The following is a 24,941-nucleotide window of genomic DNA, read 5'->3' as shown; positions in this document are numbered from 1 at the left end:
CGGGTCATGGGCGAACAGGTGGAACCGAGCGGGGCGGAGGGACACCCGAAGAGTGACCTCGGACGCCGCCTCGCCCGGCGACGTGAGGAACTCGGGCTGTCCCGAGGGGAAACGGCCGAACGAGCGGGCATGGCACCCGGCTACCTCCAGTACCTGGAGGAACAGCCCGCCACGGCACCGGGAACGAGCGCCCTGCACAGGTTGGCCGGGGCCCTGCACACCACCTTGCGGGACCTTGTCGGCGGCACCGTGGACCTGCCGCCGGGCCCCGGGCGGGCGAGCCCGCACCCCGAGTTCACCGAACTGAGCAGACAGGAGTGCCGGGCCCTGCTCGCCACGCACGGCGTGGGCAGGGTCGCGGTGCCCACCGTGTCGGGGCCGGTCATCGTCCCCGTCAACTACAGCGTGGTCGAGGGCGCGGTTGTCTTCCGTACCGCGGACGGCAGCACGCCGGCGCAGGCGGCCGGCTGCCAGGTCGCCTTCGAGGTCGACCGCATCGACGAGGCGTTCAGCCAGGGCTGGAGCGTTCTGGTGCGCGGCCACGCGCGGACCGTGACGGACCCCGACGACGTACGGCACCTCACGGAGCGCGCGTACAGCCTGCCCTGGGTCGGCGGCGAACGTGACGTGTGGGTGCGCATCGACCCGCTCGCCCTCACCGGGCGCCGGATCACGGCGTGACGGCGGTTGTTCCCGATGTACGCGAACGACGGCTTCCGGGAACTCGGGCGGCAGGAGTGCCTGCGACTGCTGGCGAAGGTGCCGGTCGGCCGTATCGTCCACACGCGCCAGGCCCTGCCCGCGGTTCTGCCGGTCAACTTCGGCCTGGACACGGACGGTTCGGTGCTGCTGCGTACCTCGGCGGCCTCGGAACTGGTGCAGGCGATCGACGGGACGGTGGTCGCCTTCGAGGCCGATGAGATCGACGCGGCCACCCACTCCGGCTGGAGCGTCGTCGTCACCGGCTCGGCGACGGTCGTGACCGACCCTACCGAGCGGGAACGGTTGACCCGGACCGGCCCGCGCTCCTGGGTGCCCTCGCCCGAGGAGGTCTTCGTCCGTATCGAGCCCGAGCTGGTGACCGGACGGGAGTTGGCCGGCGGGCGCACCATGTACGGCGTGGTTCTTCCGGCGTCTTGACGGACCGTCACCGACATGGACCCGAACGGCCCTGCGACAAGGGGCCGTTCGGCGTTGCGACGGGTCTGGCGGCCCCTGCCCCCGGTGTCCGCGGAGGGCGAATGTGGACTGCGAAGCAGCCGCGACACCCGAAGGGAAGCAGGAGCCATGACTCTCCAACACGTGGTCGTAGGAACGGACGGTTCGCTGGTCGCCGTACGGGCGTTGGACTGGGCCGCGGACGAGGCGGTGCGCCGCGGAGCCGGCCTGCGCGTCGTGTACGCCGTGCCGGACCGGGACGAGGCCGGACCCGTACTGAGCGCAGCGGTGTCACGGGTGAGCGAGCGGCACCCGGCTCTGCCGGTCGTGACGGCGGCGGCTGAGGGCGGCACCGTACAAGCGCTGGTTCGTGAGAGCGAGCACGCGGTCCTGACCGTTGTGGGCACACGTGGCTTCGGTGGGCTCACCGGCCTGCTGTTCGGCTCGGTGAGCCTGCGGCTGGCCGCGCGGGCGCGGGGCCCGCTGTTGGTCGTACGCGGGGACCATCCGTGCGACGACGGCAGGGATGTGCTGCTCGGCCTGGAGAGCGACGCGGACGCGGATGCGGCCGCCTACGCCTTCCAGGAAGCCGAGCGGCGCGGCGCCCGGCTGCGTGTCCTGCATTCCTGGACGCACCAGCAGGTCGCCCCCGAACTGCCGTCGCTCGTGCCCGCGACGAGCCCGGGACAGGAGCGGCTCGCCCGGCACGGCCGCGCCGAGGAGGCCGTACCGCGCTTCGCCCTGACCCGGCTGCGGGAGCGGCATCCCGGCGTCGACGTCGAGACCCGCACGGTCCGTACCGGCGCGGCGCACTCACTGCTGGAGGCCACGCGGGAGGCCGCGGTCGTCGTGATCGGTGCGCACCGTCATGGCGGGGCGGCAACGCGGTTGGGACCGGTCGCGCACACCCTGTTGCACCGGTCCCACTGCCCTGTGGTCGTCGTGCCCGGCGGATGACAGGTGGCGACCACCCGGCCGACTGTGAAGCGGGCGGTCGCGATGGCGGGCTGCGTGCTCGACCAGACGGCGCTCATCATCGCGGGCATGCTCGTCAGCGCCTCGGGCGGCATCCTCACCAAACTGATGGCCGACGCCATGAACCGGTCCATCACCAACAGCGTCGTCGGCGGCTTCGGCACCGGCGACAGCGCTCCGCCCGAAGTCGGTGCGGGCGGAGCGCCCAGCCAGGTGCGGTCGGTGTCCGCAGACGACGTGGCGATCCAGCTGGCGTACGCCCGCAAGGTCGTCTTCGTACCGGGGCACGGCCTGGCCGCGGGCCGTATGCCGGGCCACATGAACGTGCTCCTTCGCCCGGTGCGGGGGCTCGCGTCCGCCCGGAGACCATCGGGACCTCGGGCAGGGCCACCCGGCCCATGCGCACGGCGGCGCCGTGATTCACGCTGAACGCATGGGTCCAACGCTTCGGCAGGCATGGAGGACGTCATGCACGGCACACCGCACATCGTGAGCGATGTCATGACCAGCACCGTCGTCGCCCTCGGCGGCGGGGCGATGTTCAAGGACATCGTCAAGACCATGCAGCAGTGGAAGGTCAGCGCCCTTCCCGTTCTGGACGGTGAGAAACGCGTCATCGGGGTCGTCTCCGAGGCCGATCTGCTGCCCAAGGAGGGGTTCCGCGACAGCGACCCCGATCGGTACTCGCAGCTTCACCGGCTGTCCGACCTCGTCAAGGCGGGCGCCGTGACGGCACAGGAGCTGATGACCGCGCCGGCCGTCACCGTCCATCCCGACGCCACCCTTGCCCAGGCCGCGCGCGTCATGGCCCGGAGCAGGGTAAAGCGCCTGCCGGTCGTCGACGACCGAGGCCTGCTGAAGGGCGTCGTCAGCCGCTCCGACCTGCTCAAAGTGTTCCTGCGGGACGACGAGGACATAGCCGGCGAGGTACGTCGCGGGGTCGTCGACCAGCTGTTCCCCGACCCCGTCGAGCCGATCCGGGTGGAGGTCCGCGACGGAGTCGTCACCCTCACGGGCCGTATCCGCGACACCACGCTCGTTCCTGTCGCCGCCCGCCTGGTGCGGGCTGTCGAGGGTGTGGTGGACGTCGACTTCGCACTGGCCGGGCCGCCCAGGCATCCGGATCTCGACCCTGATCTGCCGGACGACGCCGCGACCCGACGGACTTCCGGGACCGGAAGCGTGTCCTGAGGCAGGAGGGAGTGCCGACCGATGGCGGGGACGTCTCGTGCGAAGGTCACCAGGGTGCGGCTGTGGCGCTGGCGCCGCTCCCCGCTCCGGCGCCGCAGCGACCGTGCGGAAGCCTGGATCGTGCTCGGCACGTGGCTCCTCGCCCTACTGGGCGCCGTCCTCGCGGGCGTCACGACGGCCGACGCGATGGAGCGGGGCATGGCCGAGAACCGCGCCCGGACTCGTGCGGTGTCGGCCGTGCTCATGGAGGACGCGACGAAGTCCGACACCGGGACCGATCTCGGCACGGTGTGGGTGAAGGTGCGCTGGACCGATGCGAACGGCGGCTCCCACACCGACCGGACGAAAGCCGACACCGACGCCACGGCGGGCACCACGGTCACGGTGTGGGTGAACCGCGAGGACGAGCTGGTCTCCAAGCCGGTCGCCCCGAGCGAGGCGAGGCGCCAGGCCGCCGCGGGCGGCATGTTGGTCGCGCTCGGCGCGGGAACCGGGGTACTGGTCGCGGGCCGCCTCCCGCGGGCGCTCCTGGAGCGGCGGCGGCTGGCCGCGTGGGAGGCGGAGTGGGAGCGGGTCGGCCCCGGCTGGAGGAAACGGATGCTCGGCTGACAGCGGCCGACCGGATCCCGTACAGGGCCGGTCGGCCCACGCATGTCCGGCCGCCGCGCGGCACGCTGGAAGTGAGGAAGAAGGGGTACGGAGGAGGCAGAGGAGGGAGACATGAGCGGCATGATCGAGCGGCTTCCCGGCTTCCCGGCTGGCCGACGCTGCCCGACCTGTTCGGCTGGGTCGAGGCCGGAATCCCGGGCGCGCACACCGTCCCGGGGCTGCACGGGATCCGTGTCGAGGAGCGTCTGGCGGACGGGATCTATGTACTGCGAGCGGAGCTTCCGGGCATCGACCCCGGCGAGGACGTCGAGGTCACGGTGACCGAAGGCGTGCTGACCCTGCGGGCCGAGCGCGGTGAGGAGACGACGGAGAAGCACCGTACGGAATTCCGCTACGGCACCTTCGCCCGCTCCGTCCGGCTGCCCGCCGGAGCGCAGAGCGACGAGGCGACCGCGGAGTACAAGGACGGCGTCCTGACCATCACGGTCCCGGTCCCGGAGGAGAAGGCGGGGACCAGGACCATCCCGGTGCGGCACGGCTGAACAGCCGCACCCCCGTGCGCGGCCGGCGTACCCCAGCCGGTCGCGCACCTTCGTGTCCGTCCGCCGCATGGTCCAACGATCAGCAGATGCAGAGCCGTTGCCCGCCCAGCGGCAGGTCCACCACGTACCGTGCGGCCAGTTCAGGTCCGAGAGTGGGACGGCGTCGCCGGGGTTTCACCCGTCGCGACCGGAGTCTCGGCGACGCGGGCGGCCTTCCCCAGGGAACGGCGCGGCAGCCGGAGTTCGGACAGACGGAGCCGTACGTCGGTGCCCGGGATCATCGGTCGATGGGTGAGTGCCGGGTCGCGGTGCCGCCGAGACACCTCACCGAGGCTCACTCCGTGGCAGGCCGGCGGACAGGTCGCACTGGACGTCGACCACGCCCTCGACGGAGCGTACGAGGCGGGCGGCCACCGGTACGAGCGAGGTGTCCCTGATCCGCCCGGTGAGTGTGACGACTCCCTCGGCGACCTCGACCCGGATGGGTTCGACGGGGGCCGGGAACAGGGACGTGACGATCTCTCGGCGGACCTCCTCGGCGATGTCGTCGTCTTCCCGCAGGAAGACCTTCAGGAGATCGGCCCGGCTGACGACGCCTTCGAGCAGGCCCTCGGCGTTGACGACGGGCAGTCGCTTGACCTTGCGCTGCGCCATGATGCGGGCGGCCTGGGCGAGGGTGGCGTCGGCGTGGACGGTGACGGCCGGGGCGTTCATCAGGTCCGCCGCGGTCAGCCCGCCCGCCTTGGCCAGGTCGGAGAGGCGGCTCAGCTGGGTGAACCGGTCGGGGTCGCTGTCGCGGAACTCCTCCTTGGGCAGCAGATCCGCCTCGGAGACGACGCCGATCACCCGGCCCTCTCCCTCCAGGACGGGAAGGGCGCTGACCTTCCACTGCTCCATGAGCTTCACGATGTCCTTGAACGAGGCGTCGCGTCCGACGGCGACGACGGTGTGCGTCATCACGTCGCTCACGCTGCGCGGGCTGCTGCTCATGGTGTCCGTACCTTCCTTCTCGGGTTCAGATGCGTTCGACGGCCAGGTCGAGGAAGAGCGGGCGGTGGACGTACACGTCGATGATCCGCAGCGCGGTGCGCTCGGCGGCTATCAGGAACGCACCCTGACAACGCTCCTGATAGCCGCTGAACTGGTAGCGGCCCCCTGGTCGGCACCCGTTCCCGGATCGCGACGGTGCGCAGATCGCAGGGGCGAACGCAGCGGAAGGCGTACGACGGCCGCACCGGACGTTCCTCAACCGGACCATCGATCCCGTCCCTGTCGAGGACGCTGCTCGTGCGGATGTCTGCCATCGCTCCCCTCCGGAATGCCGTAGGGCTGCTGATCCCAGCCTGTGCCCTGGCGGCGTGCGGGACCACGGGCCGCCCGGACCCGATCGAGGGTCTTTCGGCCCATGCCGTCCCGCTCGTGTCCTCGCAGGCTGGAGGCACACGGTTGGTTCGCGCTCTCTCGGCGGGGCCGTGGCACGACAGGGCGGAAAGGACGCCACCCACTTCTCGCGGATCCTGATTGCGCGGTGCGCGGCTGCCGGCCGCTTCTCCGCGCCTCCTACGGGTCCTTTCCGCCACCTCCAGCACACCACAGGGGCCGCGAGGCCACCAGGGCCGACGGGCCCCGACTCTCGAGGAGACGGACGCCATGACAACAGCGGAAGCACACCCGACGGAGCGCCCGCCGGCGCGTCCCCGGCCCGCGCTGCTCACCTTCCTGGGCGGCGTGGGCACGGTCACCGGCAGCAAGTTCCTCGTCGAGAGCGACCATGCCCGCGTACTCGTCGACTGCGGCCTCTTCCAGGGCCTCGCCGACCTGCGAAGGCGCAACTGGCGGCGGCTGCCCTGCGACGCCTCGGACATCCACGCGGTGGTGGTCACCCACGCCCACCTCGACCACTGCGGATACCTGCCCCGGCTGGTGCGTCAAGGCTTCCGGGGCCGGATCGTGACCACCGAATACACCGCCCGGCTCATGGAGATCGTGCTGCGGGACAGCGCCAAACTGCAGACCGAGGCCGCCCGGCACGCCAACGACCACGGCTGGTCCAAACACCGGCCCGCGCAGCCGTTGTACGACGACTCCGACGTCGACCGCACCATGAAGCTGGTGGACGCCGTGCCGACCGGCACCACGACCGACCTGGCCACCGGCACCACGCTCACCCTGCACCCGGCCGGCCACATCCTCGGGTCGGCCTGGGCGCGGCTCACCCTGGAGGACGGGCACACGCTGGCCGTCAGCGGTGACCTCGGCCGCCCAGGGCACCCTCTGCTGCGCCCGCCCGAGCCGTTCTCCGGGGCGGACGTGCTGCTCATGGAGTCGACGTACGGCAACCGGCGCCACGAGGAACAGGCCGGGCGGACCCACTTCGCGGACGTGCTGACCCGTACGCTCGCCCGCGGCGGCAGCGTCGTCATCCCGGCCTTCGCTCTCGACCGCACCGAGGTCGTTCTGCACGAGCTCGCCGAACTCCGCCGCGAGGGCCGCCTCCCGGCCGCGGTGCCGGTGTACGTCGACAGCCCCATGGCGCTGGCCGCCCTCGACGTCTACCGGGACGCCGTTCTCGGCCGGGCACCCGAACTTCGCCCCGAGGTCACGGCCGCCGGCACGGCCGCGCTGAGCCCCGAGCCGTTCCTCGCCGTACGGTCCGTCCAGGAGTCCGTCGACATCAGCCGCGCGGGCGGACCCGCCGTCATCGTCTCGGCATCCGGCATGGCCACCGGGGGCCGCGTCCTGCACCACCTGCGACGCCTGCTGCCCGACCCGCGCAACGCCGTCGTCGTCGTGGGCTTCGCGGCGCGGGGGACCCGGGCCCGCGATCTCGTCGACGGTGCCAAGGCGCTCAAGATGTTCGGCGAGTACGTCCCCGTACGCGCCACGGTCGCCGACGTACCGCACTTCTCGGCCCACGCCGACGCCGCTCAGATCATCGAATGGCTGCGCGGTGCTTCCGCCCCGACGACCACCTACCTGGTGCACGGCGAGCCCGACGCGGCGGACGCCCTGTGCGACCGCGTCGACCGGACGCTGGGCTGGACCGCCGTCGTACCGCGCTCGGGCGAACACGTACTCGTCCGGTAAGGGCGCGACAGGGGCCACGTCTCAGTAGGGAAGAGGCCGTCCGGAGGGCGTCCTGAGGTCTGGGGGCGCCGGTTCGCGCGGTGTCCGGGGACGCCTGGACATCTGTATCCGCTTCATGGTCGTCGCCTCCTGGACGGTGCTCCGCAGGTCTGCCAGTCGCTCCGGCTTCCTGTGCACGACGACAGCCTCCGCCTCGGCCGCGTACCGTACGGCCACGCCCTGCCCAGGCGCCCGGTGGCGGAGGTGCTCAAGCCGAGCGGCTCGCAGGGCCGTTCGGCGGGATGAACGGGGTTGTTCGTCCTCTGGGCGTGGGCGTGGGCGGCCGGCACCGGGCACGGACCACCGGACGGAGTGCGGTGTGTGTCTCCGGTGGTCGCGCATCCCGACGACGAGTCGTCCGGGCCGGGCGGCCTGCTGGTCCTGACGCCCATTACGACGTGCGGATCTTCGAGCGGGTCGCGGTGACCGAAGCGGGCCGACCGACCGCTGTTCGCATCTTGTCGGAGCCGAGCGAAGCCGGCCTGAACGAGGTCCTGAAGGCGGGGCGCACGGTCGAGGCCGACGGCATCGCCGCGCCGATCAGGACGCTGTCCGGACCCACGGCCCCGGACGTGGTCCAGGTACACAGCGACCTGCTCGTGGCCTCGGAGCGGCACCAGGCGGCTTTCGAGCGCCGAGCCTTCGACGAACAGCCGAACACGGGACCGCGGAACGGCCGTTCTCGATTCCGGTCAAGCTGCGAAGGAGCGCTCGGCGACGTCAATCAGCGGGTGACCACTCTGAGCCGGGGCTGCTCGGACCTCCTGGACCGGGACCTTCGGCACCCCTGCGGGCCGTGTGGCCGCTGCCCCTGACCCGGCGTGGCGCAGAAGCATTGTCGGCGGATCGCACCACCCGTACCGAACCGCACAAGGAGCACAACCATGTCCAGGACCACGACCAGTGGGGAGCGAGCGGCGCCCAAGGCCTCACTCGGTCTGCCCGCCGCGTCCTCGCTCGTGATCGGCACCATCATCGGGACCGGTATCTTCGCCCTTCCATCCGCACTCGCTCCGTACGGACCCGTCTCCCTTGTCGCCTTCGGCGTCGTGACATTGGGTGCGCTGGCGCTCGCGTTGACCTTCGGGTCCCTGTCGAAGCGGGTGCCGGCGAGCGGCGGTCCGTACGTCTACGCCCGGGAGGCGTTCGGCGAGTTCGCGGGATTCCTCAACGCGTGGTCGTACTGGATCACCGCGTGGGCCGGCAACGCGGCGATCGCCGTGGCGTGGGTCGGGTACGTCGAGGTGTTCGTCAACACGGGTCACAAGCCGTGGATCTCCATGAGCATCGCCCTCGGCGGGCTCTGGGCGGCGGCCGCGATCAACCTCACCGGAGTCCGCAACATGGGCGCGTTCCAGGTGATCACCACGGTGCTGAAGTTCGTGCCGCTCGTTTTCATGGCCACCATCGGGCTGCTGTTCATCGACCCGGACAACTTCGGCGCCTTCAACTCCAGTGGCCAGTCGGCGCTGGGTGCCATCTCGGCCGCGGCTGCCATCGCGCTGTTCAGCTACCTCGGTCTGGAGGCCGCGTCGGTGGTCGCCGGCCGGGTACGCGATCCCGAGCGGAACGTGCCACGAGCCACCGTGTACGGCACCCTCCTGTGCGCCGTCATCTACATCCTGGGCACGCTCGCGGTCTTCGGGACCGTCTCGCACGGGGCGCTGGGCGACACCGTCGCGCCGTTCACCGACGCCGCGAACAACATCGTCGGCGGCACCTGGGCGGGAGACGTCGTGGCCGTCGCCGCGATCATCTCGGGCATCGGCGCCCTCAACGGCTGGACCATGCTGTGCGCCGAGATGCCCTACGCCGCCGCCCGCGACGGGCTCTTCCCCGACGCCTTCGCGAAGCTTCGCGGACAGAGCGGCGTCCCGGTCTTCGGCATCATCGCCTCCACCGCGCTGGCCTCGCTGATCACGGTGTTCAGCTACACCCGCTTCGACGACGTCTTCACGAAGATCGTGCTGCTGAGCGTGTTCACCGCGGTGGTCCCGTACCTGTTCTCCGCCGCCGCCCAGCTGTACTGGCTGCTGGTGCGCGGACGGGAGACCCTCAGCCCGCGGCGCCTGGCCCGTGACGTCATCGTCGCCGCGCTGGCCCTGGCCTTCTCCTACTGGTCGATCCAGGGCAGCGGCTACCAGACCGTCTACTACGGACTGTTCGTGCTGCTGCTCGGCGTGCCGGTCTACGTGTGGTTGAAGCGGGACCAGGGCGAGTACGGCGACACGAGCGCGGTGATTCCCGCCGTAAGCGCCCCGCGTGAGGAGCGCGCCCCCGAGACTCCGGCGCCGCCCAAGCGGCTGACGCGCGGACCGGGCACCAAACGCGTAAGCGGCACGCACAAGCACGACACCCACCGCCGCCAGGACTGACCACCGTCGACCTCAACAGAGGAAGCAACGCCATGAACACGTTCCACGTCGACTCCGAAGTGGGCCGCCTGCGCCAGGTGATCCTGCATCGCCCCGGCATCGAACTCTCCCGCCTCACCCCGCGCAATGTCGACGCCCTCCTCTTCGACGACATCCTGTGGGCCAAGCGCGCCCGTGAGGAACACGACGCCTTCGCCCAGGTGCTGCGCGACCACGGCACCCGTGTCCACTACTTCGCCGACCTGCTCGCCCAGACCCTCGACGGCGACGAAGCCCGCGACTGGCTGCTCGACCGGGTGATCACCCCGGCCACCGTCGGGCCCGCACTGGTCGACCCGGTGCGCGAACTGTGCGCCGAGCTCGACGGGGAGACCCTCGCCGGACACCTGACAGGCGGACTCCTCAAGAGCGACCTGCCGTTGGCCACCCCGCACAGCCTGGTCTGGAACGCGCTGGACGCCGAGGACTTCGCCCTCGCCCCGTTGCCCAACCACCTCTTCCCACGCGACAACTCCTGCTGGGTGTACGACCGTCTGTCGGTCAACCCGATGGCCAAGACCGCCCGGCGGCGCGAGAGCCTGCACGCCGAGGCCATCTACCGCTTCCACCCGATGTTCGGCGACGCCGCCGCGGAACCCCTCCTCGACGGTGCGGTGGGCACCCTCGAAGGCGGTGACGTGCACGTCCTGGGCAACGGCGCCGTCATGGTCGGTATGGGCGAGCGCACCACCGCGCAGGCGGTGGAGAACCTGGCTTCCCGGCTGTTCGCCACGGGCACGGCACAGCGGCTCATCGCCGTCCAACTGCCCGCCACCCGTGCCTACATGCACCTCGACACGGTGCTGACCATGGTCGACCGGGACGCCTTCACCATCTACCCCGGCCTCGCCGACTCACTGCGCTCATGGACGCTGCTGCCCAGCACGGCCCGCGAGACCGGCTTCGACGTCACTCCCGACTCCGACCTGGCGACCGCCCTGGCCGAGGCCCTGGACCTGGACAAGGTGCGGATGCTGTCCGCGCCGCAGGACATCCGGGGCGCCGAGCGCGAACAGTGGGACGACGGAAGCAACTTCCTCGCCGTCGCCCCGGGTGTCGTCGTCGGCTACGAGCGCAACGTCACCACCAACACCTACCTCCGCAAGCAGGGCATCGAGATCGTCACCATCGCCGGCGCCGAACTCGGCCGTGGACGCGGCGGCCCACGCTGCATGAGCTGCCCCATCGAGCGCGACCCGGCCGCCTGACCGCCCTACCCGGCAAGGGGAACCATCATGACCGTCGACCTGCGAGGCCGCTCCTACCTGAGCGAACTCGACTTCACCGCCCCCGAGATCCACTATCTCCTCGACCTGGCAGCCACCCTCAAGGCGGCCAGGCGCGCAGGCACCGAGCAGCCCCGGCTGACCGGAAAGCACCTCGCACTCATCTTCGAGAAGACCTCCACCCGCACCCGCTGCGCCTTCGAGGTCGCCGCCGCCGACCAAGGCGCCGCGACCACCTACCTGGGCCCCGGCGACACCCACATCGGCGCCAAGGAGTCCATCGCCGACACCGCCCGCGTACTCGGTCGCATGTTCGACGCCATCGAGTACCGGGGCTCGGCCCAGTCGCTGGTCACCGATCTCGCCGCCTACTCCGGCATACCCGTCTACAACGGCTTGACCGACACCGCGCACCCCACCCAGAGTCTGTGCGACGTCCTCACCATGCGCGAACACAGCCGCAAGCCGCTGCCCGACATCGCCTACTGCTACCTCGGAGACGCCCGCAACAACATGGGCAACTCGCTGCTGACCATGGGCGCCCTGCTCGGCATGGACGTCCGCATCGCGGCCCCCGCCCGGCTGTGGCCCGACCCCGAACTGATCACCACCTGCCGGGACCTGGCCGAGCGCAGCGGCGCCCGGATCACGATCACCGAGGACATCGAGACCGCCGTACACGGTGCCGACTTCCTGCACACCGACGTCTGGGTCTCCATGGGCGAGCCCGCCGACACCTGGCGCGAGCGGATCGAGCTGTTGCTGCCGTACCAGGTCAACGACAAGACGCTGGCCGCCACCGGTAACCCGGACGTCCGGTTCATGCACTGCCTGCCGGCCCTGCACGACCGCAGTACCCGCCTCGGCCAGGACCTCTTCGAGGCCTATGGCCTGGACGGACTCGAAGTCACCGACGACGTCTTCGCCTCACCCGCGTCGCTGGTCTTCGAGCAGGCGGAGAACCGGCTGCACACCATCAAGGCCGTACTCGTCGCCACCTTGGAGGACTGAAGCCATGCGCATAGTCGTCGCCCTGGGCGGCAATGCCCTGCTCCACAGGGGCGAACGTCCCGACGCCGCCGTCCAGCAGGCCAACATCGACCGCGTCGCCACCGCGCTGGCTGCCCTGGCCCGCGAGCACGAAATCGTCATCACGCACGGCAACGGCCCCCAGATCGGTCTGCTCGCCGTGGAGAGCGCGGCCGATCCCGACCTCAGCGTCCCCTACCCGCTGTACCTGCTCGGTGCCCAGACCCAGGGCATGATCGGCTCGCTGCTGGCCTGCACCCTGCATGACGTCCTGCCGGGCCGCCGCATCGCCACCCTCGTCACCCACACCCTTGTCCGGGCCGACGATCCCGCGTTCGCACGGCCCACCAAGTTCGTCGGCCAGGTCTACCCCCGAGACGTGGCCCGCTCCCTCGCCCACCAGCGAGGCTGGCACATCGCGCAGGACACCACCACCGGCTGGCGCCGCGTCGTGCCCTCACCCGTGCGGAACGGATCGTGGAGACCGACACCGTCCATGAGCTGCTGAACAGCGGCACGTTGGTGATCTGCGCGGGCGGCGGGGGCGTCCCCGTCACCGCGGACAACGACACCGGCGCGCTGACGGGAGTGGAGGCCGTCATCGACAAGGACCTCACGGCCGCCCTGCTGGCCGAGGACCTGAAGGCCGACTTCCTGCTCATCCTCACCGACGTCCCTTGCGTGTACGAGGACTACGGGACAGCCGCTCAGCAACCCGTCCTCGACGCCACCCCCGCCGAGCTGCGCCGCCGGGGCTTCCCGGACGGCTCTATGGGGCCCAAGGCCGAGGCCGCCGCCCGGTTCGTCGAACGCACCGGAGGCCTGGCCGCCATCGGCGCCCTGGACGCGGCGTACGAGATCGTGCACGGCAGGTCGGGCACGTTGATCCGCCCGGAACTCACGGGCGGCTGAAGACCCGGAAGGGAAGGAGCGACCGGGTCGTCCGGTGTTCCCCGCGACGACCACGAACCACAGACACGCGAACCGCAGGACATGCATGATCCGAGGTACGGAACTCTCCCGCCACAGGGACCGCCTGGTCCGCACTCAGGGACCTACGGTCCCTCGTGCCGCAGGCGCGGGGGACACGAGAGTGGGAGCACATTCCCGAAGGAGGCCCACTCATGTCCCGTACCGTCACCGTTGGTCTGGACGGCTCGAACGAAAGCCTCGCCGCGGCCTGGGGGTACCACCCACGCCTTTCAGACAGTGGGGGAGGGCCGCGTGTGAGGCCGCGCTGTACGAGATTCCCCTCCGTACCGTGACGTGGTGCTGGGGCTGGACCTGCGCGCTCCCGACGACGACGTTCTGGAATTCGCGTTCGACGCCGCGTCCAGGCGCGCCACCAGGCTGCGTGTGATCCACGGCTGGGGCGCCGAGACCTCCCCCTCCGCTCCTGCGGATGACGCCGGCCCGGCCCAGGACGGGCCGACATCGGAAGGCGTGCTCCGCCCCTGGCAGGACAAGTTCCCGGGCGTCGAGGTGACGGAGGAGGCCGTGGTCGGGGACGCCGGTGCGCACCTGGTGGACGTCTCGCGTGACGCGTCACTGATCGTCGTCGGGCGCCGCAGCCGAGAGGGCTCGCTCGGCTCGCACGTCGGTCCGGTGGCCCGCACGGTCCTCCAGCACGCGGTCGCACCGGTCGCGGTGGTGCCGCACGACTGACGCCGCTCAGGGGAACGGGGGCGGGGCGTGGTCCGTGAGACGGAGCCCGGTGATCAGATCGGGGTGGATGCGGATGGCGTGATCCATCCGCTGCGTCACCCAGGGGCGCAACAAGGCCCGGTAGCGGGCCAGTTCCCGCGGATCGGTGACCAGCCACGCATAGCCGGTGACGACCACGCTCCACCCGGTGTGTGTGCCGGGGTCGATGTCGTCGGCCTCGTAGGCGACGACGGCCCCCGCACCCCCGGGCTGCCGGGCGTACCGGGCCAGCGCGGCGTCACCGTGGGTTCGGATGACGATGTCGCCGTCGACCAGGACGTGGTTGACCGGGCGGACGGTCGGCAGCGCGTGCCGGGTGAAGACGACCCGCCCCAAGGACACACTGCCCAGCAGCCGCAGCGCTTCGTCCCCGTCCAACTCGACACTCGTGTGCGCTCCTGAGGAGCTCGACGGGTCGTTGTCGTCGGCCATGGCAGGTTTCCGTATCGATGGGTCACTCACAGTTCACTGTCTCCCAGAGCCACGCGTGGGCCTGATCGGGTCATTCGAGCCGCGCGGGAGCATCTCGCACCAGGGCCGTTCGGCCTCGGTCGGCGTCCGGTGGTCCCTGCTTCGCGCGGCTGAGGGCGTATCAACCTGTACGGAGCGGCACCGCGGGGGATCGGTGCCGCTCCTGTCTTCACTGTCTCTCGGACCACGCTGTTCCCGTGGGTGCCGATGGTCCCGACCGGGGACCGGTCGTCCCTCGAACCGGGTGGTCTACCGGCGGTGCATGGTCTCCAGGGCGGAGGCCAGTACGTGGGGGTCGTGGTGGCCCTTGTAGACCTCCGGCGGCTGCTTGCGCAGCTTCAGGAGCTGCGCGACCGCCGTCCAGGCGGTGCGTACGGAGTACTCGACGGTGAAGACGACATCGTCGGGCACCTCCGCGAACTGGCCGATGAAGGCGAGGTTCACCGATCCCTCGGGGACGACCCGGGGCCGGTCGTCGCGGCGACGGGCCAGGAACTGGCTGGTGATGTACGGCATCACACAGGGCACGACGGTGGACGTCTCCAGGATCCGGGCTGCTGTCCGCTCGTCGAACGGGAGATGGTGCAGGACCTCTTCGAGGATCTCGCGGCCGGAGCACATGGTCATCGGCTTGGGCGTGTGGTTGCCGGTGCGGCCGGGGAACAGGCCGTAGCCCCACCAGACGGACACGTCCTCCGGCTGGTCGCGGTAGACGGGCTGCCGGTTGGCGACGATGCTGAGCAGCCAGTTGGAGTCGGTGAAGGTCATCAGACCGCCCTTGCCGGCCGGACGGCCGCTGAACTCCTCGAGAGCATCGAGGAACGCGGAGCCCTTCGTGGTGACCGTGAACGACTCCCAGAGAGACTCCTTGACGTGCTTGTCGAAGACGGCGGGATCACCGAAGTCGTCACGTCCGCGGGCCAGCCGGTGCCACAGCAGCCAGGCGTCCGAGCGGTGCGGGGCCGGTGGCGGCGCGGAGGTGTGCGAGCCGAGGCCGGAGGCGTCCGTCATGGAGCCGTTCGTGACGAGGACCAGGTCCTCGGGCGCGACGGTGATCTCCTCGTCGAAACCGTCCCGGTTCAGGTAGATGGTCTCGACCGTGCCGTGCCCGACGCCCGGGGCGAACCCGAGGTCGGTGACGTGGCAGCCGGTGCGCACGGTGACGCCTTGCTCGCGGAGCCAGGCGGTCAGGGGGCGGACGATGGAGTCGTACTGGTTGTAGCGGGTCCGGTGGATGCCCGACATGGAGGCGAACTCGGAGAACAGGTGGACGAAGCGCCTCAGGTAGCGGCGGAACTCGATGGCGCTGTGCCAGGGCTGGAAGGCGAACGTGGTGCACCACATGAACCAGAAGTTGGTGGTGAAGAAGTGTTCGCCGAAGCAGTCGGTGATCTTCTTGCCGTCCAGGTGTCCTTCCGGGGTGGCCAGGCAGCGGACCAGTTCCAGCCGGTCGCGTTCGGAGAACCCCATGGAGGTCACGTCGACGATCTTGCCGTTCCCGTCGACGAGCCGGGCGATGTCGTCCCAGGCGAAGTCCTCGTGTCCGGCCAGGATCTCCTCGGTCACGGAGACGGCCGGGTCGTCGAGGGTGGGGATGCCGGACAGCAGGTCGTAGGTGCAGCGGAACTCGGCCTCGAACATGCGCCCGCCGCGCATGGTGTAGCCGGTGTCCGGCGTGCCGCCCGCGTCCAGACTGCCGCCAAGGGTCCGCTGTTCCTCGAAGAGGTGGATGTCGGAACCCTTGAAGCCGCCGTCCCGGATCAGGAACGTGGCCGCGGCCAGCGCCGCGATTCCGCTGCCCACCAGATATGCCTTCGCCATCACACAACTCCTCGTGCTCGCCAGTCGATCGGTAACCGCGCATCCACGGTTTCCTGTGGGGCGGGGTCCTGTCTGTGGGCCGTTGGGCCGCCTCGCCGGTCCGGACGGCCCTCTGCGCGGGACCCGGCGGTTGTCCGTGTACCTCCGGCATGAGGGCGCGCGACCGCGCGGGAACACGGTGACGCTGCCCGGGAGTTCGATGTCGCTCAGCTCCGTCGGACCCGTCGGACGCCGGTCATGTGGTTGTGCGGACTACGGCTGAGCTGACCCCGGGTCCCGGTCAGGGCGGGCCGAGCGGCCCCCGGGCCGAACTGCTTGTACGGCGGGCCGGTGCGCGTCAATGCCCGGTGATCCCCCGGGAGGGGCCCTTCTCGGCCGGACGGTCGCCGTCGAGGCGGAAGGTCAGGCCGCTGAACACCCCGACGACCCCGCCCACCTGCCAGGTCGACCGGACGGCGTGAGCGATGTCGGTACGGTGTTCCAGGCGCCCTTCGAGCGTGACCAGGCCGTCGCGTACCGAGACGACGACGGCGTCGGGCGGCAGGCCGGGAGCGGCGCCCAGGATCTCGTCGGTCACCTGCCGGCGGATGTCCTCGTCCGTGCGCAGGAAGACCCGTAGCAGGTCCCGGCGGGTGGCGATGCCGATGAGCCGGTCCTCCTCGTCCACCACGGGAAGCCGCTCGATTCCGTGGCGCTCCATCACCCGCGCGGCGTCCGGGACGGGTTGCTCCGGATGCACCGTGATCGCGGGTGTGGACATCAGTTCGCCGGCGGTGCTGGCAAGCGCCCCGGGAGCCGCTCGGTGCCCCGGACGTCGCAGGCGCGGCAGCCGGTAACTGCGGTCCCGGCGTCCACCGGCCCGGGCCGCCTGACCGCGCACCAGGTCGGTCCCGGAGACCACCCCGATCACTTTGTCGTCGTGGTCGACGACAGGCAGCCCGCTGATCCGATGGGCGTCCAGCAGTCGGACCACGTCCTTGAACGGGGTCTCGCGGTGCGCCTGAACGACCTCGTCGGTCATCACATCGCCCACTGTGTGGATCTTCACGGTGTGTTCCTCCGTCATCGGCGGGAGAAGGGGCGGAGTCCTTGCCGGATGCGCCGGGTGACGGGGCTTCGCCCGCACTCACCCGGCGCATCCGGGTCCATGGCGCCCCGGCCTCTTCAGCCGTCCGTCGCTTCGGTCTGTGTCGGCCCGACGGGCGGCCCGCCCCGCCACGGCGGCGGTGTGGCCGACCTGCGGGCCGCGTCTCCACGGTGCGCGACCTGGTCGGCCTGGCTGCGCAGCCGCTCCTGCAGCCGGTCGGCAAGCTCGTGCGCGCTCGCTTCCCGGGCGTGCACCACCACGAGGGTGCTCCCCACGGTGATCTCGGCCCCGGCGGACCACGGCTGATCGCTGTGGTGCGCCTGGGCCCTGGTGATCCGCACCTCGCCGCTGACGGCCGGAAGTCCCGGCCGGCCCAGAGCCGCGTCGACCTTGGCACGGACGTAGGCGAGGGCTTCCTCGTCCACGTCGCCCTCGGCCCGTACGAGCACCGTGTCGGTGGTGACGCGGGTTCCGGTGTCCCTTGCGGTCATGTGCTCCACTCCTTCGGGTCTTTCTGATCGTTTGGGCTGTGGCTCCAGACTGCTCTGCGCGCCCGCCTCGGCCCAGGGCCGCCCGGCCCCGGATCAGGGACCGGACGGGCTTGCCTCACCTGCTGTCGCTGCCCTCGGACCCCGTCAGCGCCGCCCGTCCGGCCTCCAGACGGGCGACCGGGACGCGGAACGGCGAGCAGGAGACGTAGTCGAGTCCCGCGGCGTGGAAGAAGTGGACGGAGTCGGGGTCCCCGCCGTGTTCACCGCAGACGCCGATCTTCAGGTCGGGGCGGGTGGCGCGGCCTTCGGCGACCGCGATGCCGACCAGTCGGCCGACGCCCGCACGGTCGATCGTCTCGAAGGGGGAGGTGGCGAAGATGCCCTTGTCGAGGTAGGCGGAGAAGAAGGCGGCCTCGACGTCGTCGCGGGAGAAGCCCCAGGTGGTCTGGGTGAGGTCGTTGGTGCCGAAGGAGAAGAACTCCGCCTCCTCGGCGATGCGGCCGGCGGTGAGGGCGGCCCGTGGCAGCTCGATCATCGTGCCGACCGGGCAGTGCACGGGGACGCCGGTCTCCTCGGCCACCTGGGCCAGGACGTGTTCCACCACCTCGCGTTCGATGCGCAGTTCCTCGACGGCGCCGACCAGCGGCACCATGATCTCCGCCTCGGGGGAGCCTCCGGCCCGGACGCGTTCGACGACCGCCTCCGCGATCGCCCGTACCTGCATGGCGACCAGACCGGGGATCACCAGGCCGAGGCGTACGCCGCGCAGGCCGAGCATCGGGTTCTCCTCGTGCATACGGCTGACAGCCGCGAGGAGTTCGGTGTCGTGCGGGTCGGGCGCGGCACCCTGGGCGTCGGCGGTGGCGATACGGACAGCGAGGTCGGTGCGGTCGGGCAGGAACTCGTGCAGTGGCGGGTCGAGGAGACGGATGGTGACGGGCAGGCCGTCCATCGCCTCAAGGATCCCGGTGAAGTCCTGGCGCTGGAGCGGGAGCAGGGCGTCGAGTGCACGCTCTCGGGCGGCGTCCGTGTCGGCCAGGATCATCTCCTCGACCAGCTTGCGGCGTTCGCCGAGGAACATGTGCTCCGTGCGGCACAGGCCGATGCCCTGGGCACCGAACCGCCGGGCCCGCGCGGCGTCCTCGGGGGTGTCCGCGTTGGCGCGCACCTCCAACCGCCGTACGCCGTCGGCCTGTTGGAGAGCGCGGGCCACCGCGTCGACCACACGGGCGGAGTGCTCCCCGCGCTCACCGGTCTCCAGGTGGCGGATGACCGCGGAGTCGACCAGCGCCGCCGCACCGGCGTACACGGCACCGGTGGAGCCGTCCACCGAGATGACTGTGCCCTCCTCGACGACGGTGCCGTCACGGGTGGTGAAGCGGCGGGCGTCGATGTCCACGGTGATTTCCTCGGCACCGCAGACGCAGACCTCGCCCATGCCTCGGGCGACGACGGCCGCGTGGCTGGTCTTGCCTCCGCGGCTGGTCAGCACGGCCTGGGCGGCGACCATGCCGGGCAGATCGTCGGGAGTCGTCTCCTGGCGGACCAGGACGACCTTCTCGCCGGCCGCGGCGCGCCGTACGGCCTCGGCGGAGTCGAACACGGCCGCGCCGACGGCGGCACCGGGCGAGGCCGGCAGGCCGTGGGCGAGCGCGTCGCCGGTCGCGGAGGCGTCGAAGCGGGGGAACATCAGCCGGGCGAGCTGCTCCCCGCTCACCCGCGCCAAAGCCTCGTCCGGGGTGACGATCCCCTCGTCGATCAGTTCGGCGGCGATGGCGAACGCGGCCTCGGCGGTGCGCTTGCCGACCCGGGTCTGCAGCATCCACAAAGTGCCGCGCTCGATGGTGAACTCGATGTCGCACAGGTCCCGGTAGTGCCGCTCCAGTGTCCGCATGTGCTCGCGCAGCTGCCCGTACGACGTCGGGTCCAGCCGCTCCAGCTCGGCCAGCGGCACGGTGTTGCGGATGCCGGCGACGACGTCCTCGCCCTGTGCGTCGGCCAGGTAGTCGCCGTACAGGCCGGGACGGCCGGTGGCCGGGTCCCGGGTGAAGGCGACACCGCTCCCGGAGTCGTGGCCCAGGTTGCCGAAGACCATGCGCTGCACGGTGACCGCGGTGCCCAGGTCGTCGGGGATGTGCTCGCGGCGCCGGTAGAGGCGGGCGCGTTCGCCGTTCCACGACTGGAAGACGGCGAGGACGGCACGGCGCAACTGTTCGGCGGGGGACTGCGGGAAGGCCTCGCCCGTCTCGTCGACGATGAGGTTCTTGTATTCCTCGACGAGTTCGGCGAGGTCGCTCGCGTCCAGGTGCAGGTCGTCCGTGACGCCCCGGGTTTCCTTCAGCGCTCCCATGGCCCGCTCGAACAGGGCGGAGTCGACACCCATCACCGTATTACCGAACATCTGCACGAGTCGGCGGTAGGAGTCCCAGGCGAAGCGTTCGTTCCCGGAGACCTTGGCCAGGCCCAGGACGGATTCGTCGTTCAGGCCGATGTCGAGGACCGTCTCCATCATGCCGGGCATGGAGAAGCGGGCGCCGGAGCGGACGGAGAGCAACAGCGGGTTGTCGGGCTGCCCCAGCAGCCGTCCGGCAGCTGATTCCAGCCCGGTGAGATGCCGGGAGATCTCCTGGGACATGCCGTCCGGTTCCGCACCGGTGGTCAGGAATGCCCGGCAGGCCTCCGTGGTGATGACGAACCCCGGCGGGACGGGGAGGCCCAGCCGGGTCATCTCGGCCAGGTTCGCGCCCTTGCCGCCGAGCAGGCCGGCCAGGTCACGGCCGCCCTCGTGGAAGTCGTACACGTAACGGACCATGACGCCGTGCTCCTCAGCTTCGTACGATGGCTGCGTGGGCTTCCTGCCCTTTCCACCGTCGGTCGGGCGCCGACCGGGCGGCAGGTGCCTGCAGTCCCGACCTGGTCCGGAATCAGGGCCGACAGGCCCTGGTCCTTCGGCCCCGGGTCGAGAATGATCTCGGGTGGTGAGGCTGGTTCCGCGATGGACGGGCATCGGCACGGACACATGACGAGGAGCGACTGATGGCGGACAGTGAGCGGCCTGGCACCGACGACGGCGCGATCCGGGTCTTCCTGCTGGACGACCACGAGGTGGTACGGCGCGGAGTGCGCGACCTGCTGAACGACGAGCCGGACATCACCGTGGTCGGTGAGGCCGGCACCGTCGAGCAGGCCCTGGTGCGTGTCCCCGCGCTGCGTCCGCAGGTGGCCGTCCTGGACGTCCGTCTGCCCGACGGCGACGGAGTGACCGTCTGCCGGGAACTGCGCTCGCGCATGCCGGAGCTGGCCTGCCTGATGCTGACCTCGTTCGACGACGAGGAGGCGCTCCTCGACTCGATCATGGCGGGGGCGTCCGGGTACGTGCTGAAGCAGATCCAGGGCTCCGACCTGGTGTCCGCGGTGCGCACGGTGGCCCGGGGCCAGTCCCTCCTCGACGCGAGCGCCACCACCAAGCTGATGACCCGTCTCCGCGAGGGCCAGCAGCCGGCGGAGGCCCCGGAGGCGCTGCCGGGCCTGACCGACCGGGAGCGGGAGATCCTGGCTCTGATCGGTGAGGGACTGACCAACCGTCAGATCGGGCAACGGCTGTTCCTCGCCGAGAAGACGGTGAAGAATCACATCTCGCGCCTGCTGGCGAAGCTCGGCGTGGAGCGTCGCGTCCAGGCCGCCGTCATCGCCACCCAGGCCGAGGACCGGCTCAAGCACGAAGGCCACTGAGCCCCCTCCGGCTCATGGCCACGGCGAGCCGCCCGGCCCGAAGGTCCCTCAGTTCGTCCCCGTAAGGCCCAAGTGCCGTCCGGTGCGCCACCAGCAGGCTGTGCAGCGCACCCGGACTTCACCGGGCACCGATCGGGAGGACGACGGACATGACCGTGCGCGTGGGAATCAACGGCTTCGGGCGCATCGGGCGCAACTACCTGCGCTGTGTGCTGGAGCGCGCGGAGACAGCGGCCGGCACCCCGGTCGAGGTGGTGGCGGTCAACGACCTCACCTCCCCGGCCGCGCTCGCCCATCTCCTGGAGTACGACTCGACCTACGGCAGGCTGCACCGCACGGTCGAGCATGACGACACCTCGATCACGGTCGACGGCCACCGCGTCGCCGTGACCGCCGAACGCGACCCCGCCGCCCTGGACTGGACCGGCCTCGGCGTGGACGTCGTCATCGAGTCCACCGGACGTTTCCGCGGCCGCGAGGACGCCGGACTGCACTTGAAAGGCGGCGCCCGCAAGGTGCTGCTGTCCGTACCGGGCAAGGGAGTCGACGCCACCATCGTGATGGGCGTCAACGAGGGCACGTACAACCCGGAGAGCGACCACGTCGTCTCGAACGCCTCGTGCACCACCAACTGCGTGGCGCCGATGGTGAAGGTCCTCGACGACGCCTTCGGTATCGACAAGGGTCTGATGACCACCATCCACGGCTACACCAACGACCAGGTCGTCCTGGACGGCCCGCACAAGGACCTCCGACGTGGCCGGAGCGCCGCCGTGAACATCATCCCGACCAGCACCGGGGCGGCCCGCGCCGTGGGCCTGGTCCTGCCGGAGCTGGCCGGCACCCTCGACGGCATCGCTGTCCGCGTCCCCGTCGAGGACGGCTCCCTCACCGACCTGACCCTCGTACTGGACCGGGAGGTGACCGCCGACGAGATCAACACCGTGTTCCGGACGGCCGCCGACGGACCACTGAAGGGCATTCTGCGGGTGTCCGACGCCCCGATCGTCTCCCGTGACGTCATCGGCGACCCCGCTTCCTGCGTCTTCGACGCCCCGCTCACCCAGGCCCACGGAAACCTCGTGAAGGTGTTCGGCTGGTACGACAACGAGTGGGGGTACACCAACCGGCTCCTCGACCTCACTGAGTACGTGGTCGACCGCCTTCCTCAGCGATGACTGTCAGCGACAGCTCGGGCCCCGACTGTTGTATGTGATCCAGTACCGCCCTCTCCGACGGACCGATACGGTGTCACCCAGAGCGCTGCGGCCGGTTGCCGGCGCGTTGTAGGGGACCTGGAGGAACGTCGGTGGGAAGCCCCAAGCAGCCCAGGGAAGCCCGCGTCAAGCTCCCTCAGTTGAGGCTGGACGAGCTGCTGGAGGAACTCCAGGCCCGTCTGGACGCTGCTCGCGGCACCCGCGACCGAGTGCACAGCCTGCTGGAGGCAGTGCTCTCGGTCGGGCGTGAACTGGACCTCGAACAGGCGCTGCGCAGCATCGTGGAGGCCGCGGCGGTGCTGGTCGAGGCTCAGTACGCGGCCCTGGGCGTGATCGGACCGGACGGCAGACGGCTGTCGGAGTTCCTGACCGTCGGCTTCACCGAGCAGCAGATCGCGGCGATCGGGCCCTACCCGGAGGGCCACGGCATCCTCGGCGAGGTGATCCGTCACCCCGAGCCCCTGCGCCTGACGAAGATCTCCGAACACCCCAACTCCTACGGCTTCCCGCCCCACCACCCGCCGATGAACTCCTTCGTCGGAGTGCCGATCCGGGTGCGGGAGCAGGTTTTCGGCAACCTCTACCTGACCGAGAAACGGGACGGCGCGCAGTTCGACGAGGAGGACGAGTCGGTCCTGTCGACGCTGGCCGTCGCGGCCGGCGTGGCGATCGACAACGCCCGCCTGTACGAGGAGTCGAGGCTGCGTGAGCGCTGGCTGCAGGCGAGCGCCGAGATCACCCACACCCTGATGTCGGGCAGTGACCGCGGCGAGGTCCTCGCCCTCATCGCGGAACGGGCCCGGGAGATCACCGGTGCCTCCCTCGCGGTGGTCGCCGTACCGATGGAGGGCACCGACTCCCTCACCGTGGAACTGGCCATCGGGGAGGCGGCGGAGGCACATCGCGGGCTGGTCCTGCCCGTGGACGACAGCCTGATCGGCAAGGCATTCTCCGGCGCCGCCCCCGTCACCAGCCCGGATGTCTCCCGTGACGAGCCGGTGGCTTTTCCGGGCGAGAGCACCGAAGACACCGAAGACACCGAGGGCGCAGAAGGCCAGGGGAGTGTTCCGGCCGGAGGTCCCGCGCGGTACACCGGGCTCGGCCCGGCCGTTGCCGTGCCCATCGGTACCACCGGCGGGGTACGAGGCATCGTCCTGCTGGTCCGCGAGGCGGGCCGCACGGTCTTCACCGAGAAGGAGACCGAACCGCTCCAGGGCTTCGCCGCCCAGGCCGCGGTCGCGATGGAGCTGGCGGAACGCCGCGCCGACGCCGCGCAGATCGCCGTGCTCCAGGACCGCGACCGGATCGCCCGCGACCTCCACGACCTGGCGATCCAGCGACTGTTCGCCACCGGGATGACGCTGCAGAGCGCAGGCCGCTTCATCGACCACGCGGAGGCCTCGGAGCGGGTGCTGAGGGCGGTGGACGACCTGGACGAGACCATCAAGATCATCAGGTCGACGATCTTCGGACTACGGGCGCGCGACGGAGTCTCCGAACCGGGCCTGCGCGCCCGGGTGGTACGCGCGGTCGGCGAGGCCGCGCCGGTGCTGGGGTTCGCGCCCGGACTGCGCATGGACGGCCTCCTGGACACCCATGTGCCCAAGGAGACCGCCGAGCACGTCGTGGCGGTGCTGTCCGAGGCGCTGACCAACGTCGCCCGTCACGCCCGCGCAGACCGGGTCGGGGTCGCCCTGGAGACCGACGGCCGTGAGGTGCGGCTGACGGTGACCGACAACGGGGTGGGGATTCCGGCCGACGGTCGGCGCAGCGGCCTGAGCAACATGGCCGAGCGGGCCCAGCAGCTGGGCGGAGAGCTGGAGTTGAGCAGTCCGGCGAGCGGGGGCTGTGCCTTGGTGTGGCGAGTGCCGGTAGCGGAGGGTGAGAGGTAGGGGCGCGTCGCTGCCGGCGAAGTGCGAGATCTTGCCCGGCGGGACCCCTTGCAGCCATGCACCGGTCGGCCCGAGCGCGTCCAGGCCGGCAAGATGCGCCAGGCGGACCTTGAACTTGCCGATCGTGGCGGCCCTCGCCGGGTCCTTCAGCCGGTCGACCCGGCCGCGCCGGCTGGACGGGTCCACCACCAGCAGCCCGCGCTTCTTGTACCGCTCCTCGTCGAAGCCCGGTGGCCGTCCGCCGCTTGACCTTTTG

21 protein-coding genes and 2 pseudogenes are annotated in these 24,941 nt (G+C 70.8%); 16 read left to right on the top strand and 7 right to left on the bottom strand.

The features are described from left to right. The first annotated feature begins 6 nt into the window (after positions 1-6). The 7 genes from PV734_RS16655 to PV734_RS16625 all read left to right on the top strand — a co-directional run bounded on the left by PV734_RS16655 (position 7) and on the right by PV734_RS16625 (position 4,475). A complete protein-coding gene (locus PV734_RS16655; protein ID WP_319095694.1) occupies positions 7-681 on the top strand; it encodes a helix-turn-helix domain-containing protein in 675 nt (224 codons plus the stop codon). A gap of 15 nt (positions 682-696) precedes the next feature. Next, positions 697-1,140, top strand: a complete 444-nt coding sequence (locus PV734_RS16650) for a pyridoxamine 5'-phosphate oxidase family protein (protein ID WP_319095695.1) — start codon at positions 697-699, stop codon at positions 1,138-1,140. A 147-nt stretch (positions 1,141-1,287) separates the two neighbouring features. Then, a complete protein-coding gene (locus PV734_RS16645; RefSeq protein WP_319095696.1) occupies positions 1,288-2,115 on the top strand; it encodes a universal stress protein in 828 nt (275 codons plus the stop codon). 3 nt (positions 2,116-2,118) lie between these two features. Then, positions 2,119-2,562: an NAD(P)(+) transhydrogenase (Re/Si-specific) subunit beta gene (locus tag PV734_RS16640; RefSeq protein WP_319095697.1), complete on the top strand. Its 444-nt coding sequence runs from the start codon at positions 2,119-2,121 to the stop codon at positions 2,560-2,562. 39 nt (positions 2,563-2,601) lie between these two features. Next, complete coding sequence (locus tag PV734_RS16635) at positions 2,602-3,324, top strand: CBS domain-containing protein (protein ID WP_319095698.1); 723 nt, start codon at positions 2,602-2,604, stop codon at positions 3,322-3,324. A 21-nt stretch (positions 3,325-3,345) separates the two neighbouring features. Next, positions 3,346-3,933, top strand: a complete 588-nt coding sequence (locus tag PV734_RS16630; RefSeq protein ID WP_319095699.1) for a hypothetical protein — start codon at positions 3,346-3,348, stop codon at positions 3,931-3,933. 71 nt (positions 3,934-4,004) lie between these two features. Beyond that, entirely contained in the window at positions 4,005-4,475 is a 471-nt protein-coding gene (locus tag PV734_RS16625; protein WP_319095700.1) for an Hsp20/alpha crystallin family protein, read from the top strand. 324 nt (positions 4,476-4,799) lie between these two features. Here the strand turns inward: PV734_RS16625 and PV734_RS16620 are convergent, their stop codons facing one another. Together PV734_RS16620 and PV734_RS16615 are read right to left on the bottom strand one after the other, a co-directional pair. Beyond that, a complete protein-coding gene (locus PV734_RS16620) occupies positions 4,800-5,465 on the bottom strand; it encodes a CBS domain-containing protein (protein WP_319095701.1) in 666 nt (221 codons plus the stop codon). Positions 5,466-5,490: 25 nt separating this feature from the next. Then, positions 5,491-5,733 (bottom strand): hypothetical protein, encoded by a 243-nt coding sequence (locus tag PV734_RS16615; protein ID WP_319095702.1) that lies wholly within the window; start codon positions 5,731-5,733, stop codon positions 5,491-5,493. A 392-nt stretch (positions 5,734-6,125) separates the two neighbouring features. On the opposite strand from PV734_RS16615, the gene PV734_RS16610 reads away from it, so the two are divergent. The 6 genes and pseudogenes from PV734_RS16610 to PV734_RS16585 all read left to right on the top strand — a co-directional run. Beyond that, positions 6,126-7,562, top strand: a complete 1,437-nt coding sequence (locus tag PV734_RS16610; protein WP_319095703.1) for an MBL fold metallo-hydrolase — start codon at positions 6,126-6,128, stop codon at positions 7,560-7,562. Positions 7,563-8,485: 923 nt separating this feature from the next. Then, positions 8,486-9,976 (top strand): APC family permease, encoded by a 1,491-nt coding sequence (locus PV734_RS16605; RefSeq protein WP_319290071.1) that lies wholly within the window; start codon positions 8,486-8,488, stop codon positions 9,974-9,976. A 32-nt stretch (positions 9,977-10,008) separates the two neighbouring features. Beyond that, positions 10,009-11,223 (top strand): arginine deiminase, encoded by a 1,215-nt coding sequence (locus PV734_RS16600; protein WP_319290069.1) that lies wholly within the window; start codon positions 10,009-10,011, stop codon positions 11,221-11,223. Positions 11,224-11,250: 27 nt separating this feature from the next. Beyond that, complete coding sequence (gene argF, locus PV734_RS16595) at positions 11,251-12,252, top strand: ornithine carbamoyltransferase (protein ID WP_319290067.1); 1,002 nt, start codon at positions 11,251-11,253, stop codon at positions 12,250-12,252. 4 nt (positions 12,253-12,256) lie between these two features. Beyond that, positions 12,257-13,182 (top strand): annotated as a pseudogene (locus tag PV734_RS16590) (carbamate kinase). A gap of 342 nt (positions 13,183-13,524) precedes the next feature. After that, positions 13,525-13,935: pseudogene (locus PV734_RS16585) on the top strand (universal stress protein); the annotation flags it as partial. A gap of 6 nt (positions 13,936-13,941) precedes the next feature. Here PV734_RS16585 and PV734_RS16580 read toward each other — a convergent pair. The 5 genes from PV734_RS16580 to ppdK all read right to left on the bottom strand — a co-directional run bounded on the left by PV734_RS16580 (position 13,942) and on the right by ppdK (position 20,656). Further along, on the bottom strand, positions 13,942-14,406 hold the full coding sequence (locus PV734_RS16580) for a pyridoxamine 5'-phosphate oxidase family protein (RefSeq protein ID WP_319290066.1): 465 nt from the start codon (positions 14,404-14,406) through the stop codon (positions 13,942-13,944). A 288-nt stretch (positions 14,407-14,694) separates the two neighbouring features. Further along, positions 14,695-16,266 (bottom strand): oleate hydratase, encoded by a 1,572-nt coding sequence (locus PV734_RS16575; RefSeq protein WP_319290065.1) that lies wholly within the window; start codon positions 16,264-16,266, stop codon positions 14,695-14,697. 337 nt (positions 16,267-16,603) lie between these two features. Beyond that, positions 16,604-17,332 carry a CBS domain-containing protein gene (locus tag PV734_RS16570; protein ID WP_319290064.1) on the bottom strand — a complete coding sequence of 243 codons (729 nt, stop codon included), beginning with the start codon at positions 17,330-17,332 and terminating at the stop codon, positions 16,604-16,606. A 98-nt stretch (positions 17,333-17,430) separates the two neighbouring features. After that, positions 17,431-17,844: a hypothetical protein gene (locus tag PV734_RS16565; RefSeq protein ID WP_319095713.1), complete on the bottom strand. Its 414-nt coding sequence runs from the start codon at positions 17,842-17,844 to the stop codon at positions 17,431-17,433. A gap of 115 nt (positions 17,845-17,959) precedes the next feature. Continuing rightward, positions 17,960-20,656: a pyruvate, phosphate dikinase gene (gene ppdK, locus PV734_RS16560; protein WP_319290062.1), complete on the bottom strand. Its 2,697-nt coding sequence runs from the start codon at positions 20,654-20,656 to the stop codon at positions 17,960-17,962. A 224-nt stretch (positions 20,657-20,880) separates the two neighbouring features. Here ppdK and PV734_RS16555 point away from each other — a divergent pair, with 224 nt between their 5' ends. From PV734_RS16555 to PV734_RS16545, 3 genes are all read left to right on the top strand, one after another. Then, a complete protein-coding gene (locus tag PV734_RS16555; RefSeq protein WP_319095715.1) occupies positions 20,881-21,576 on the top strand; it encodes a response regulator transcription factor in 696 nt (231 codons plus the stop codon). 149 nt (positions 21,577-21,725) lie between these two features. Further along, a complete protein-coding gene (gene gap / locus PV734_RS16550; RefSeq protein ID WP_319290060.1) occupies positions 21,726-22,754 on the top strand; it encodes a type I glyceraldehyde-3-phosphate dehydrogenase in 1,029 nt (342 codons plus the stop codon). A gap of 131 nt (positions 22,755-22,885) precedes the next feature. After that, positions 22,886-24,685: a GAF domain-containing protein gene (locus tag PV734_RS16545; RefSeq protein ID WP_319290058.1), complete on the top strand. Its 1,800-nt coding sequence runs from the start codon at positions 22,886-22,888 to the stop codon at positions 24,683-24,685. Positions 24,686-24,941: the final 256 nt, after the last annotated feature.

It is taken from the genome of Streptomyces sp. AK08-02 (assembly GCF_033795085.1).
GTDB classification, from domain to species: Bacteria; Actinomycetota; Actinomycetes; order Streptomycetales; family Streptomycetaceae; genus Streptomyces; species Streptomyces echiniscabiei.
This window is presented reverse-complemented; position numbering and strand designations above follow the sequence as displayed.